This is a genomic window from Edaphobacter aggregans DSM 19364, assembly GCF_000745965.1.
GTDB lineage: Bacteria > Acidobacteriota > Terriglobia > Terriglobales > Acidobacteriaceae > Edaphobacter > Edaphobacter aggregans.
In genome coordinates, this window is the sequence record NZ_JQKI01000022.1 from 67584 (window position 1) to 81301 (window position 13718).

Here is a 13718-nt window from a genome sequence, read left to right on the forward strand (position 1 = left end):
GGAGTCGAAAAGGTGCAAAGGGTTGCGGTAAGTTGTTGATGAGGACCTGGTTATCGTTGGTTTAAGTTTGGCACGAGGATTGCAGTATTAGGGGAAAGCAGAGAGCAGTTTGACCGCGATGAAGGAGATGAATCGTATGACCTCCAAGATTGGTTCTAACTTTGGCAAAGAGTTGAAGATGGGTTCTGCCGCAACGGTGGTGCTGACGGGAGCGATGTTGCTTGCGTTTACGACGGGCTGCTCGAGCAAGAACTATGTTCGCTCGCAGACGGCGCCGATTATTCAGCAGACGAACGACCTGGATGCGAAGACGGCGAGCGATCACCGAACGATTGTGGACACAGACGAGCGCGCGCAGAAGGGCATTGCGAAGGCACAGGGCGCGGCGGACACGGCGGATCAGCATGCGATGGCAGCGGGCCAGTCAGCCGATGCGGCGGGCAAGTCGGCGCAAGAGGCGTACAACCGCGTGGATACGCTGAATGGCGTGATCGCGAACCTTGATAACTACAAGCCGATCGCGGATGTGAGCGTGACGTTCGGGTTCGACAAGGCGGTGCTGACGGCTGCGGACAAGAAGACGCTGGATGATTTCGCGGCAGGGCTGACGGATAAGCGCGCCTATATTCTGGCGGTGACGGGCGGTACGGACTCGACCGGCGACGCGAACTATAACTACGGGCTGAGCCAGCGCAGGGCGGACGCGGTGGTGAACTACCTCGCGACGAAGCACAATATTGCTCCGCACAAGTTCTATCTGATCGGGATCGGAAAGGATCAGGAGGTCGCGAGCAATAGCACTGCTGACGGACGGAAGAAGAACCGTCGCGTGGAGGTGAAGCTGATGACGAACATGGATCAGCAGGCATCTACGAGCGGACCGAACGCTGCCCAGTAAAAGATTTTCCGCAACACCAATCTGCACGACCAACACGCCATGAGGCGCGGCAGCCGATATGCTGCGGCGCGCGCGCCTCACTCCCTCTCCCAGCGGCGGCGGGGCAGCATAAGGGTACGTCCCTGCCAGCCACCCTCCTAAGACAGTAGTTAGTGATTGGTTGTTAGTGCTTTAGTCGGTAGGTTCTTTCAGGCGGAGGTAGGCTACGCCTAGGATGATCGACGTGAGGATGACCCAAAGGAACTGGTACCAGTAGAAGAAAGGGAAGCCAAGAAGCGTAGGTGTGGCGCGCGCGTAGATCTGCGGGAAGCAGAGTGCGAGATAGGGAACGGCGAGGAGAGTCCAGATGGCGGGGCTCTTTTTGTTTGCCTGGCTCGCTGTGTTTGCCTGCTTCGATGGCTTCTGTGAGTTTGGCTCAGTCGTCATTTTCGTCTTGTTCGTAGTGATGCTAACACGCGCAGATGCGAGCGGTGGTGAGCTTCGAGTAAAGTGGAGGTATGGCGTTATCAGCACGGGAAGAGGCTGCGCGGAGTCTTCTGGAGTCTGTAGAGATCATGGCGCGGCTTCGCGGTCCGGATGGGTGTCCGTGGGACCGGGAGCAGACCTTCGACACGATCAAGCGGCACACGCTGGAGGAGACGTATGAGGTCTTCGACGCGATTGAGCGGAGGGCGTGGCCTGAACTGAAGGATGAGCTGGGTGATCTGCTGCTGCAGGTTCTGTTCTACGCGCAGATGGCGGCCGATGAGGGGTATTTCACGATTGCAGACGTGGCGGAGAATTTGAACGCGAAGCTAGTGCGGCGGCATCCTCACATCTTTGGCGATGTGGAGGCGCGGGACGCCGCGACGGTGCTGAAGAACTGGGAGCAAATCAAGCGCGAGGAGAAGGCGGCGGCGGGGGCGAAGACGCAGGATGCGTCGCTGCTGGGGGATATTCCGCGGTCGATGCCGGCGCTGATGGAGGCGGGGAAGTTGGGTTCGCGCGCCGCGAAGGTGGGGTTCGACTGGCCGGATGTTGAGGGCCTGTTTGCGAAGCTGGATGAGGAGATCGGTGAGCTTCGCAGCGAGGTGGAGGGAACGGTCCCTCCTGGGGCGGTCGAGGAGGAGATGGGCGATCTGCTGTTTACAGCGGTGAACCTGGCGCGGCATTTGAAGGTTGATCCGGAGCAGGCGCTGCGAGCGGCGAACGCTAAGTTCCGGCGGCGATTTGTGGCGATGGAGAGCGCAGCAGGAGGGCATGAGGAGCTTGCGGCGCGCACGCCGGATGAGCTTGAGGAGTTGTGGGCGAAGGCGAAGGCGGGGGAGGCGGATGAGTGAAGTGAAGGGTCTCTCGCGACTGCGGCCGCAAACAAACAGGGCTGAAGCCCTGTTTGTAACTGAAAGGGTCTCGTGGGCTGAAGTCGGTTCTGAAAAGTTTCTCGCGAGCAAAGATCGGTACCCAGCGGCTAAGGCCGCATTTGAGGCAGGATGGCTGAAACCTTGACCTTTTTGAGGCAGCGTTTTTAAGCATCCTTGAAGGCCTGCTAATCCTGGAGACGTGGATAGAGAAGAACAGACGATGAGCACGCAACCACAGGGCAATTTAGAGATTCGGTCTTTGACGACGCTGGAGCAGTTTGAGCGGTGCGTGGTTCTGCAGTTGGAGGTGTGGGGGTACAGCGATGGCGATCTGATTCCGAGGCGCGTGTTTCTGGTGGCGCAGCGGATTGGCGGGCAGGTGCTGGGAGCGTTCGATGGCGAGACGATTGTGGGGTTCGCGATGGCGCTGCCGGGGTATCGGGATGGGCATCCGTACCTGCACTCGCACATGCTGGCGGTGCTGCCGGAGTACCGCAACGCGGGACTGGGGCGGAGGTTGAAGCTGGCGCAGAGAGACGACGCGATTGCGCGGGGCTTTGATCTGATGGAGTGGACGTTTGATCCGCTGGAGATCAAGAATGCGCACCTGAATATTGCCCGGCTGGGGGCGATCTCGCGGCGCTATAAGGCGGATTTTTATGGGCCTTCGTCTTCTCCCTTGCAGGGGGGGCTTCCGACGGATAGGCTATACGCGGAATGGTGGCTGAGGTCGCCCAGGGTGATGGGCGCGCTGCGTGGCGAGGCTCAGCCGATAGAAGTCATCGAACGCGTTACCGTCCCGCAGACCATCTACCAGTGGAAGCAGGACCCCGAACAAAGAGATTTAGCGAAGCAGGCGCAGGCGAGTAACCGCGCGGCGCTGGAGTCGGCGTTTGATCGAGGTCTGGTCGTCGTCGGCTATGAGCGCGATGCAAAGGGGAACGGAAGCTTTCTGCTTGGCCCGTGGAACGACGCGGAGCAGGGAGCCTGGAGTTCCGGAAAGACTAAATAGCGCGACAGACGCGATGGAAGTAAAGGGGAAGGACGGGATTCAACAATGCTGAACATCGATGCCATTCACATGCGAGAGATCAATATGCCGCTGGCGTATCCGTTTGAGACCAGCTTTGGGCTGACGACGGGGCGGCGCATTCTGTTGATCGAGATTGAGAGCGAGGGGCTGACGGCGTGGGGAGAGTGCGTGGCGGGGGAGCATCCCTACTTCAGCGACGAGATGATTGACACGGCGTGGATCATCACGGAGACGGAGCTGGCTCCGAAGCTGCTGGAGGCCGACCTGGAGGGCGGCGGCAGCGTGCCGGATGTGCTGAAGCAGGTGCGCGGGCACCGGATGGCGAAGGCGGCGCTGGAGAACGCAGTGTGGGACCTGGAGGCGCAGGCGGAGAGGGTTCCGCTGGCCGAACTGCTGGGCGGCACGCGCAAGGTAATTCCGTGCGGTGTGTCGATTGGGATTCAGCCTTCGCTCGAGCAGCTAATGGACAAGATTGAGACTGAGGTGGAGGCGGGTTATCAGCGCATCAAGCTGAAGTGCAAGCCGGGATGGGACAACCACATCTTTGAGGCGGTGCGGAAGCGCTGGCCTGAGATCATGCTGAGTTGCGATGCGAACTCGGCGTACCGGATGAAGGACTTCGACCACATTGCGACGTGGGACCAGTTCAAGCTGCTGATGGCGGAGCAGCCGCTGTGGTACGACGATTTTTATTTCCACTCAATGCTACAGAAGCGGATCAAGACGCCGATCTGCCTGGATGAGTCGATCCGCAACCGGCGCGATGCGCTGGCGGCGATCGATATGGAATCGTGCCAGATCATCAACATCAAGGTGGGCCGCGTGGGAGGCTTCAGCGAGGCGATTGCGGTGCACAACGTTGCGGAGGAGCGCGGGGTTCCAGTGTGGTGCGGAGGCATGTTGGAGACGGGCATTGGGCGGGCGCACAATATCGCGCTGTCGTCGCTGCCGAACTTCCTGCTTCCAGGGGATGTGTCGGCCTCGGCTCGCTACTGGGCGCAGGACATCATCGAGCCCGAAGTGACGGTGAGCAAGAAGGGCGAGATTACGGTTCCGACGGGCGCTGGCTCGGGGTTTGCGGTTCTGCGGGAGCGGATCGAGGACCTGACGGTTCGCCGGCAGACGCTGCGGGCGAAGGCTCGGGTGACGGCGTAGCGGTTGCGGGATTAGCGGGTGGGCAGCGGCGTATTGAGGAGCAGGTGGATGGCGTCCTGGTAGCTCATCTCGGGCACAGTCTGAAATGCTGAGGCATCGATGTCGGTCTTGATGTTGAGGGTCTTCACCATGAGGGCCCGGACGGTGATGCGTTCGGTGAAGTGGGTGAAGATCCAGCGGCCGTTGCCGGCCTCGGCCAGCTCGAGGATGAGTGTGCCGCCGGGGTAGATGTGCGCGAGCATCCCCCAGCCGAAGTTGATGCCCTGAAAGATGTTTCCTTCCATGCGGACGAGCTGCTTGGTCTTTGCGTCGATCCAGGCGCGGCCCTTTAGGCCGGTGAGGGCCGCGGCGGTGGTGGTTGGAGGGTGGAACATCGGGTTGGGCGCGTAGTCGATGACGATCTCGGTCATGCCGGGGTTCTTGCCGGTCTGCGGCTGGCCGGGGACGTAGGTGTAGATCATGGCGTCGGGCATGAGGCGCATGAGCGAGTCGGCGATCTTTCTGCCGGAGTCGTCGTTCTTGACATGCTTGGCGAAGGCATCGGGGTTGGCGAGCATGTCGTTGAGGCGCTGGCGCTCGTTTTTGTCCTGCTCTGCTGTGAGGGGTTTGCCATCGCGGTAGAGGAGCCTTGCCACGGTGCCGTCGCGGCTCTCGATGACGTCACGGACCTGGTCCCCCTTGGCATCGACGATATGCATGCGATAGCGGAGGTAGGAGTTTTTGTGGTGGAGCGCGTCGAGCTCGCGAGCGACGGTGTCGACGACCCAGGAGCGCGGAGGCACGGCGAGAAGAGATGCGGGGACGCTCTCGCTGGCGATCGCGGCGGTTTGTGGAGGGGCGGTGGCGTTCGCGGAGAGATGCGGCGAGAGGAGGGCGGCGGCGAGGAGGCCGCGCAGCAGAATAGAGCGGGATTTCGCAATGGCACGTGCCTTGGCGGAGGCGGCGGACAGCGCGCGCTGTGTGGAGTGATGGCGCTGTCTCCGACGTTCAACCTTCACCCGCTAACCTCATTGGAGGAACAGATTTCCTGTTCGCAGACGGTCTGTCACTATCTTACGTATGACGTAGGGACTACCTGCAAAGTTTTCCGGTTTGCCTCGCAGCGGAGCGTTGGGTATAGTTCGGGCAAGGCGCAACAGATTTCACACACTTCCTTCAGGAGAACCGAGAGAGCGCATGAAGCCAGCAGAAGGGTCTACCGTCATAGGTAAGTCGGTCACGATCAGGGGAGAACTGTCAGGCAATGAAGACCTGTACATGGACGGGGACATTGAAGGAACGATCACTCTGCCTGAGCATGCTCTGACGGTCGGGCCGAATGCGAGGGTGCTGGCCGATATCCGCGTCCGCGACATTATCGTGTACGGCAAAGTGACGGGAAATCTGCAGGCGACGGGGCGGGTGGATCTGCGCCACTCGGCTGTTGTGAATGGCGATATCTTTGGCGGCAGGCTTTCGATCGAAGACAACGCCATGGTGAAGGGCAGGGTGGAGCTGAAGGCGCCGGAGGCGAAGCAGGCCTCTGCCGCGCATGCAACAGCGGCGGCAGGTGAGCAGGAGAATCTCGTGCTCGCGCCGAAGGCGTAGCGGGAAGGAAAGCGAGCGTATGCGCAATCTCTTCGGCGGGGGCGAAGGATCGGGCTCGTCCCGTGGTGCGGATTCGAGCCGGGTGCCGAGGCACTCAAGCGGATGGAAGGAGCTGCAGAAGCACCTGAAGGCGCGGGAGTCGCTTCGCGTGCTGGATATCGGCCCGACCTCATCGACGAATATCAACTATGTGACCGGTCTTGGCCATAGCATCTACATGGCGAACCTGGTGGAGGAAGCAGCGAAGCCGGAGTGGATTATTCCGGGCGAAGGCGGTGAGGAGCCGAGATACGATGTGGATCGGTTTCTGGCAGCGAACCTGAACTTTTCCGGGCGTAACTTCGACGTTGTGATCTTGTGGGACACGGCAGACTATCTGCCGGAGGCCCTGATCGAGCCGATCTTTGCACGGTTGCACCAGGTGATTGAGCCGGGCGGATTGATGCTGGCGTTCTTCCATGCAACGAGCGACCCGGGAACGGTGTTCTCGCGCTACCACCTGACGGATACCGAGGTGGTTGAGATGCAGAAGGCGGGGAACTATCCTCTGGTTCATGTTTACAGCAACCGCAAGATCGAAAACCTGCTGCGCGAGTTCAGCACGTACCGGTTTTTTCTGGCGAAGGATAGTCTTCGCGAGGTGATTATTACGCGATAGCTCGTGGTTGAGCTGTGACAGAGAAGGAACCTAGAAAGTAAGAAGCGCAAGCAGGGCGAGATTTTGCGGGATCTCGGACTGCTTGCGCTTTTGATCTTGTGCCGGGCTAGGATTTGGCGCTGGTCTGTTTAGAGCTGGTCTGTTTGGCGCTGGTCTGTTTGGAGCTCGTCTGCTTTCTGCGTTCGGCCCAGCGCTTCTTCATCGCATCGGCAATGCGCTTTCGTCCTTCCGGGCTCAGCTTGCGTTTACTCCTGGTGACCGAGACAGTCACGGCTCCCTTTGGGCGTCCACGGCCTGCGCGGACAGGCTGGGCGGCGGCGCCTGCAAGAAGAGTTCGTGCCTGTTGCAGCTTCAGAATCTGGGCGTCGATCTCGGCGATGATACGGCTAACTTCCACGGTGTACCTCCTTGGAATTCCTGAAAGAGCGACTTAGTCCTAAGTCCATGCGTAGCAGGACAAATAAAGCGAAGTAACAAGGATAACCATACATAAGTTATCCATCGTTCGTAAATAACGGGGGATAGTTATTTGGATATTTTTTGTTGCTCTGCAGGAGCATCCTTGTTATCGGGAGTTACACCGGAGCGAGCGCGAATGGCGTAGCCGGGGCCGGACTCATCCATCTCTTCGTAGTAACTGCTGCCGAGCGCGCGACGATGATCTGTGCGCTCCATGTACTGCTGGATGCCCTTGAGCGTCTCCTGTTTGTCGCGCGCAAACTCAGCAGCCATGCGATTTAAGGCATAGGAGATGATGTCGCTGTGATGCAGTTCCCGCATCTCGGGGGAGCGGCGGAGGTTGAGCCAGAGGCGATGCACCAGCTGGACCTCATCGGGATTGATGGTTGGAGCATGCGGCCCGATGTGGAAGCTGAGAGCCTCGCCGTCGGGCTTGATGACGTAGAAGGTGAACTGGCGCTTGGGCTCGGGGAGAGCCTCCCACGCCTGACCTACGTGATAGGCCTGCTCCTCGGCAGTGAGCTTACTGGAGAGACCGGAGACGACCGCGGCGGCGGCGATGGAGTTAGCCGTCCGGACGATGGCGGCAAAGATATCGCCGGCCGGAACGACGAGAAGCGAGATGTGTTTTCCGAAGCTCTCGGCGACGGAGACGGCCTTGGTGAAGAGCATCTGCTCGTGTTCGCTGAAGAGCTGCTCGGAGGCGTCGACGTATTCGGGGCCTCCGGCGCCCATCATTCGCGCGGCGAGGACAACGATGTCCTGCTCGTCGGTGTCGGTGTGGGTGAGCGCCCATTTGAGGGCGAAGGGAGAGGCGGCATCGCGCATGGTGACGACGACGGCTCCGGGGCGAATATCGAGGGCCTCGCAACCGACGGTGTCCTGATGCTCGAGTTGGAAGTGCTCCCGCATCTGACGTGTTGCGAGATCATGCCGCTTCTTATTGTTTCTCTCGGAGAAAGAGAAGATGACGAAGAAGGCGGCGGCGAAGATAACTCCACTCACCGTCGCTACCGACTTTGTGAATAGATTGACGATTGCAGTTGTAAACAGTACGAGAAAGACGGAGATAAGTCCGATGGGAATCTCGGTCTTGCCGATTCGAAGATTCAGAGGGACCTTAGAGCCGCGTTCTCCGCGATACTTCCACCTGAGAACGAGCATCGCGAGGGCATTGAAGGTGAAGCTCCAGATCACGCCGAAGGCATAGGCTTCGCCAATAATGACAACGTTTCCATGCGTGAGGGCGATAACGAGGAGTTGCAGGCCAGCGACGAGGTTGACGATGCGGTAGCTGGTTCCATACTTCTTGTGCGGCTTGCGGAACCAGTCGGTCAGGACGCCGTCCTCGGCGATTCGCATGAGAACGCCGGTGGAGCCGACGATGGCGGTGTTGACGGCGCCGCCGAGGATGAGGAATCCGACGACAACGACGAATACACGGAAGATGAGCCGCAGAACTTCGGGGCCGACCATGTACATGGCCATGCCGGCAATGAGGTTATCGCGATAGACGTGGACCCGGACGCCGTCGGGGATGATCATGACGGCGAGCAGGGAGCAGAGGCCGGTGAAGAAGAAGCTGTAGGTTGCGATGACGAGAGCGGCGCGCTTGAGGTTCTTGAGCTTGGGGTGCTCGATCTCGCGGTTGACCTGGGCGAGGGACTCCTCGCCGCTCATTGCGAGCACGGAGTGGCCGAAGGCCATGAGCACTCCGAAGAGTCCGAGGGAGGCGGCGAACTTAGTGCCCTTCAGGAATCCGAGAGCGTCGTCGCTGAAGTGCAGGTTGGAGGGGAGGGGGAGCGGCGGGAGTGCGGCGCCGCGATGAAAGACGGTGTAGGTTCCCCATCCGAGAAGAATGACCACCATGACCGTGGTGATCTTCATGATGTCGAGGGCGCGCTGGCTGGACTCTTCGATGCCCTTTGTGTTCTGCCACCAGAAGTACATGGTGATGGCAGCGGCGATGGCGGCGGAGGCGAGATCGGGACGCAGGTGCGGGATCGCGGCCCAGTGGAACCGATGCGCTGCAAAGGCCGCGAGGTCATTAAGCATACCGATGATGTACTGACCGGCGGAGACTCCTGATATGGGGCCGGTGAGGACGTAGTCGAACATCAGCGCCGAGACGCTAACCTTGGCGAAGGTGCTGCCGAGGGCCTCTTTGACGATGCGGTAGACGCCGCCGCGCGTGAACATGGAGCAGCTTTCGACGTATACGGCGCGGACCGCATAGGCGAAGAAGACGACGCTGAGGATGAGCCAGGGAGCTGCCTTGCCTACCGCCTCTTCCGCCAGACCACCGGCGTAGAAGGCGGAGGAGCCGAGATCGTTGAGGACGATGGCTGCGGCGCGCCAGAAGGAGATGAAGGTGAGCATGACCGAGGACGCCACAACGAGGCGAACCCGGTTCGATTGCGGAAGAACGATAGTCTGTTTCGCTGAAGCCATTGAGTGTGCGGGCGCATTTCCGGCTGTGTCCGCGTCCAGAAAACCACCGTCCGTCAGCTGCTTAGTTTAAGAGGGTCGGTCATTAGCGTCAATCGGGTAAATCTGTCGCGACGGGAGATTTGCCTAGTGCGGCTCCTGGCTGGATTCCTCGTCGCTGGTGAAGACTTGCTGCAGATCCCGGGCGACGGTGACGAGCACGACGAGCATGGAGCCTGCCATTCCGATGAAGAACAGCGGTACCAGTACGGCGGCGAGCAGATGGATGAGGTGATCCATTCCGATCTCTATTGTAGTCCGGGAAACGGCGGATGGTAGACTCCAGGAGCGATGCGACTGATCCCCGCCCGGCTGTGGGCCATGTCCGCTCTCTCCGGCATTCTGCAGGTCTTGCCGTTCCCTATCGCCGGACCGACGCCGGTGTGGCGCACCGCCTTCTGCTGGGTGGCGATTCTTCCGCTGCTTTGGGCTCTTGGCGGCGAGGACAGGAATGGCCAGCCGCTTACGATCGGGCAGAGCGCGCAGCTGGGATATCTTTGCGGCTTTCTGTGGTACCTGGGGAACTGCTACTGGATCTACCAGACGATGTATCTGTACGGCGGGCTGGATAAGCCGGTGGCCGCGGGGATCCTGGTGCTGTTCTGCCTCTATTTGGGCCTGTACCACGCGCTGTTTGGTGGACTGCTCGGGGCGTTCCGGGCGCGCTTCGGAGTGCAGGGGGCGCTGCTGCTCAGCCCGTTTGCGTGGGTTGCGGTGGAACTGGCACGGGCACGGATTACGAGTCTGCCGTGGGACCTGCTGGGAGTGGCGCAGGTGGACAATCCGCTGCTGACGCGGCTGGCTCCGGTGACGGGAGCTTATGGTCTGTCGTTTGTGATTGCGGCGATCAACGCGCTGTGGCTGGTGCGCATCCAGGTGCGCGAGCGGCGGTTTACGAGGCTGGCGCTGACGGTCGCGGGCGTGGTGTTCATCGTTGTGTACGTTTTGGGAGTGCGGCGTGTACGGCCTCCTCGGGTTCGGGCGAGTGCGACGGCGACGCTGGTGCAGGAGAATCTGGAGGTGGGGGCGGCGGCGAAGGGACCTGAGCCCTCGGAGCAGCAGATGCTGGAGTCGTTTGCGTATCTGAGCCGCTATCCGGGAGAGAGGGTTTACCTGGGGATTCCGGAACTGCCGGGGACGCCTTTGGTGAGGTTTGTTCCGAAGGCTGGGCCGCGGCGGTCGGATCTGATTGTGTGGCCGGAGTCACCGGCGCCGTTTCAGGAGAACGATCCGGCGTTTCGCGCGGCGATCTCGGGACTGGCGAAGGAGGCGGGCGCGCCGGTGATCGTGGGCAACATTGCGATTGACCGTACGACGGCGAATGCGCGGGGATACTATCTGTTCAACTCGGCGTCATTTGTAACTCCGCAGGGAGAGTTCGCCGGGCGGTATGACAAGATGCACCTGGTTCCCTTTGGCGAGTATGTGCCGTTTCAGAAGCTGTTCTTCTTTGCGCAGAATCTGCTGCATGAGGCTGGCACGTTCAACTCGGGCGGGACGCGCACGGTATTTGCGGTGAATGGGCATCGCTATGGGACGTTTATCTGCTATGAGTCGATCTTTGCGGACGAGGTTCGCCACTTCTCAGAGCAGGGCGCGGATGTGCTGATCAACATCTCGAACGACGGGTGGTACGGCGATACGAGCGCGCCGTGGCAGCATCTGAACATGGCGCGGATGCGGGCGATTGAGAATCACCGTTGGGTGCTGCGGGCGACTAATACGGGGGTGACGGGCTCGATCGATCCTTACGGTCGGGTCGTGGAGGCGGCGCCACGGCATGTGCGGACGAGTGTTCGTGTGGGGTTTGGCTATGAGGATGACCTTACTTTTTACGCGAAGCACGGCGATCTTTTTGCGTATGGGTGCGCGCTGGTGACGGCGGCGGCGCTGGGCTTGAGCCTGCGGGCGAGGTTTGCCGTAGACTAGAGCTATGCTGAGTGACCTTGAATACACGTACTCCCCGGTGCGCGAGAAGATTCGCGATCTGCGGGAGTATCTTTGACTCGCCCCGCCTGAAGCGTGAACTAGCCGTTATTGAAGAGAAGACCGCCGATCCGGCTATCTGGGCCGATCCGGCGAGGTCGCAGCCGCTGATGCGCGACCGGAAGCGCATCGAGAACCTGCTGGCCGACGACGCAGAGCTTGCGCGGCGGACGGAGGACATCGAGGCCTACTTCGAGCTTGCCCGCGAGGGCGAGGACACGGAGGGGGACCTGGCGCGGGAGATTCCGGCGCTGGTGGACTTTGCCGAGAAGCTGGAGGCGAAGACGATGCTCTCGGAGGAGAGCGACCCGCTGAATGCGATTGTTGTGGTGCATCCCGGGGCCGGCGGTACGGAGAGCCAGGACTGGGCGGAGATGCTGATGCGGATGTATATCCGCTGGGGCGAGCGGCAGAACTTCAAGGTGGAGATCAACGAGGTTCAGGACGGCGACGAGGCCGGGATCAAGTCGACGACGTTTACGATCTCGGGCGAGTTTGCGTATGGGCTGCTGTCGGGTGAGACGGGCGTGCATCGGCTGGTGCGGATCTCGCCGTTCGATTCCGCGAAGAGGCGGCATACGAGCTTTGCGAGCGTGTTTGTCTCGCCGGAGATCGACGACACGATTGTGATCGACATCAAGCCGGAGGAGTTGCGGATCGATACGTACCGCTCGGGCGGCAAGGGCGGGCAACACGTGAATACGACAGACTCGGCGGTGCGCATTACCCATATTCCGACGGGGCTGGTGGCGGGCTGCCAGAACGAGCGGTCGCAGCATAAGAACAAAGAGAAGGCGATGAAGCTGCTTCGCTCGCGGCTGTACGAGTATGAGCTGGAGAAGAAGAAGGCAGTGAGCAAGAAGCTCGAGGACTCGAAGCTGGATATCAAGTTCGGGTCGCAGATTCGCAGCTACGTGATGCAGCCGTACCGGATGGTGAAGGACCTGCGCACGCGGGTGGAGGTGGGCGATGTGGATCGCGTGCTGGATGGAGATCTTGAACCGTTCATCCGCGGCTATCTGCGGATGCGGCGCGAGGGGGGCGTTCCGGCAGCCGTTGCGGTGGATGACGACCTGTGACCGGACTGGGTGCCGGCGCATCTAACTTGCGGGATTGAGGAGAAGAGCGTTTATGGCAAAGGCGGGGGAGGCCACGACGGGCACGGACGAGATCCAAAAGCAACTGCTTGCGCTGCTGCGTGGTGGGCAGGCGCATGCCACCTTCGATGAGGTCGTCCAGGACTTTCCGGAGGAGCATCGCGGCACGGTGCCTGCGGGGCTGCCGTACTCGGCGTGGCAGATTCTTGAGCATTTGCGCATAACGCAGCGCGACATTCTGGACTTCAGCGCGCCTCCTACCGGAGGCTATCAGCCAATCGAGTGGCCGGAGGGTTACTGGCCGAAGTCACCTGAGCCACCTGGGCCTCGGGCGTGGGACGTGTGTATCGCGGCGATCCGCAAGGATCTCGAGAGCTTTGAGGGGCTGATTACGCGGCCCGGGATGGATCTTTACAAGCCCTTCCGGTGGGGCGAGGGGCAGAACCTGCTGCGCGAGGCTCTGCTGATTGCAGATCACAACGCGTACCATCTGGGTGAGCTGGTTGTATTGCGTCGGCTACTGGGGATATGGGGCAAGTAGACGTGATCTCAGGACGGAAGAAAGAAATCGGACGATGAACGAGCCCGAGGCGATTCGCGCGATGCTTGGGCGGCCGCCTGCGGAGGCGCGCACGATTGCGGTTGTAGGGCTCTCGGATAATCCGGACAAGCCGAGCCACTATGTGCCGGCGTATATGCAGCAGCATGGCTATCGCATCCTGCCGGTGAATCCGCTGGTGGAGAGTGTGCTGGGTGAGAGGGCTTATCCGTCGCTGTCGGATCTGCCGATTAAGCCGGATGTTGTGAATGTTTTTCGGCTGCCGAAGTTTATTCCGGCGATCGTCGATGAGATGCTTCGGCTGGGCTTTGAGAATATTTGGGTTCAGCAGGGGATTATTCACCTGGAGGCGGCTGCGCGCGCGGAGCAGGGAGGCATGCGCGTGGTGATGGATCGCTGCATTATGGTGGAGCACCGGTACGCGAGGCTCTCTTAAGTGCTTCGTCCACGTCGAACCTA

The 13718-nt window shown here is 60.7% G+C and carries 15 protein-coding genes; 10 read left to right on the forward strand and 5 right to left on the reverse strand.

Annotation, left to right across the window (positions count from 1 at the left end):
• The first annotated feature begins 136 nt into the window (after positions 1-136).
• Positions 137-898, forward strand: coding sequence for an OmpA family protein (locus tag Q363_RS11475; RefSeq protein WP_051978657.1), 762 nt, complete (start codon positions 137-139; stop codon positions 896-898).
• Positions 899-1069: 171 nt separating this feature from the next.
• Here Q363_RS11475 and Q363_RS11480 read toward each other — a convergent pair whose 3' ends face one another.
• Complete coding sequence (locus tag Q363_RS11480) at positions 1070-1324, reverse strand: DUF3311 domain-containing protein (protein ID WP_051978658.1); 255 nt, start codon at positions 1322-1324, stop codon at positions 1070-1072.
• 71 nt (positions 1325-1395) lie between these two features.
• On the opposite strand from Q363_RS11480, the gene mazG reads away from it, so the two are divergent.
• The 3 genes from mazG to menC all read left to right on the forward strand — a co-directional run bounded on the left by mazG (position 1396) and on the right by menC (position 4426).
• Positions 1396-2217 carry a nucleoside triphosphate pyrophosphohydrolase gene (gene mazG, locus Q363_RS11485; protein ID WP_035350224.1) on the forward strand — a complete coding sequence of 274 codons (822 nt, stop codon included), beginning with the start codon at positions 1396-1398 and terminating at the stop codon, positions 2215-2217.
• Between the two features lie 241 nt (positions 2218-2458).
• Positions 2459-3250 carry a GNAT family N-acetyltransferase gene (locus tag Q363_RS11490; RefSeq protein WP_035350225.1) on the forward strand — a complete coding sequence of 264 codons (792 nt, stop codon included), beginning with the start codon at positions 2459-2461 and terminating at the stop codon, positions 3248-3250.
• A gap of 48 nt (positions 3251-3298) precedes the next feature.
• Positions 3299-4426: an o-succinylbenzoate synthase gene (gene menC, locus Q363_RS11495; protein WP_035350268.1), complete on the forward strand. Its 1128-nt coding sequence runs from the start codon at positions 3299-3301 to the stop codon at positions 4424-4426.
• An 11-nt stretch (positions 4427-4437) separates the two neighbouring features.
• On the opposite strand, the gene Q363_RS11500 is transcribed toward menC, so the two are convergent.
• On the reverse strand, positions 4438-5424 hold the full coding sequence (locus Q363_RS11500) for a hypothetical protein (RefSeq protein ID WP_035350226.1): 987 nt from the start codon (positions 5422-5424) through the stop codon (positions 4438-4440).
• 178 nt (positions 5425-5602) lie between these two features.
• Between Q363_RS11500 and Q363_RS11505 the strand changes: the two genes are divergently transcribed.
• A complete protein-coding gene (locus Q363_RS11505; RefSeq protein ID WP_051978659.1) occupies positions 5603-6013 on the forward strand; it encodes a bactofilin family protein in 411 nt (136 codons plus the stop codon).
• 19 nt (positions 6014-6032) lie between these two features.
• Positions 6033-6671 (forward strand): class I SAM-dependent methyltransferase, encoded by a 639-nt coding sequence (locus tag Q363_RS11510; protein ID WP_035350227.1) that lies wholly within the window; start codon positions 6033-6035, stop codon positions 6669-6671.
• Between the two features lie 106 nt (positions 6672-6777).
• Here the strand turns inward: Q363_RS11510 and Q363_RS11515 are convergent, their stop codons facing one another.
• The 3 genes from Q363_RS11515 to Q363_RS40395 all read right to left on the reverse strand — a co-directional run bounded on the left by Q363_RS11515 (position 6778) and on the right by Q363_RS40395 (position 9857).
• Positions 6778-7068 (reverse strand): hypothetical protein, encoded by a 291-nt coding sequence (locus tag Q363_RS11515; protein WP_051978660.1) that lies wholly within the window; start codon positions 7066-7068, stop codon positions 6778-6780.
• Between the two features lie 128 nt (positions 7069-7196).
• A complete protein-coding gene (locus Q363_RS11520; RefSeq protein WP_035350228.1) occupies positions 7197-9581 on the reverse strand; it encodes an APC family permease in 2385 nt (794 codons plus the stop codon).
• A gap of 123 nt (positions 9582-9704) precedes the next feature.
• Positions 9705-9857, reverse strand: a complete 153-nt coding sequence (locus Q363_RS40395; RefSeq protein ID WP_157466754.1) for a hypothetical protein — start codon at positions 9855-9857, stop codon at positions 9705-9707.
• 51 nt (positions 9858-9908) lie between these two features.
• Between Q363_RS40395 and lnt the strand changes: the two genes are divergently transcribed.
• The 4 genes from lnt (at position 9909) to Q363_RS11540 (ending at position 13695) form a co-directional block, all read left to right on the forward strand.
• A complete protein-coding gene (gene lnt, locus Q363_RS11525; RefSeq protein WP_245632166.1) occupies positions 9909-11546 on the forward strand; it encodes an apolipoprotein N-acyltransferase in 1638 nt (545 codons plus the stop codon).
• A gap of 4 nt (positions 11547-11550) precedes the next feature.
• Positions 11551-12682, forward strand: a protein-coding gene (prfB, locus tag Q363_RS11530) for a peptide chain release factor 2 (protein ID WP_157466756.1) whose coding sequence is annotated in 2 segments (ribosomal slippage) — positions 11551-11619 and positions 11621-12682 — 1131 coding nt in all. Because the reading frame shifts where the segments join, the coding sequence is not laid out codon by codon here.
• Positions 12683-12734: 52 nt separating this feature from the next.
• Positions 12735-13241 (forward strand): DinB family protein, encoded by a 507-nt coding sequence (locus Q363_RS11535; protein ID WP_051978661.1) that lies wholly within the window; start codon positions 12735-12737, stop codon positions 13239-13241.
• A 34-nt stretch (positions 13242-13275) separates the two neighbouring features.
• Positions 13276-13695, forward strand: coding sequence for a CoA-binding protein (locus tag Q363_RS11540; protein WP_035350230.1), 420 nt, complete (start codon positions 13276-13278; stop codon positions 13693-13695).
• Positions 13696-13718 lie beyond the last annotated feature (23 nt).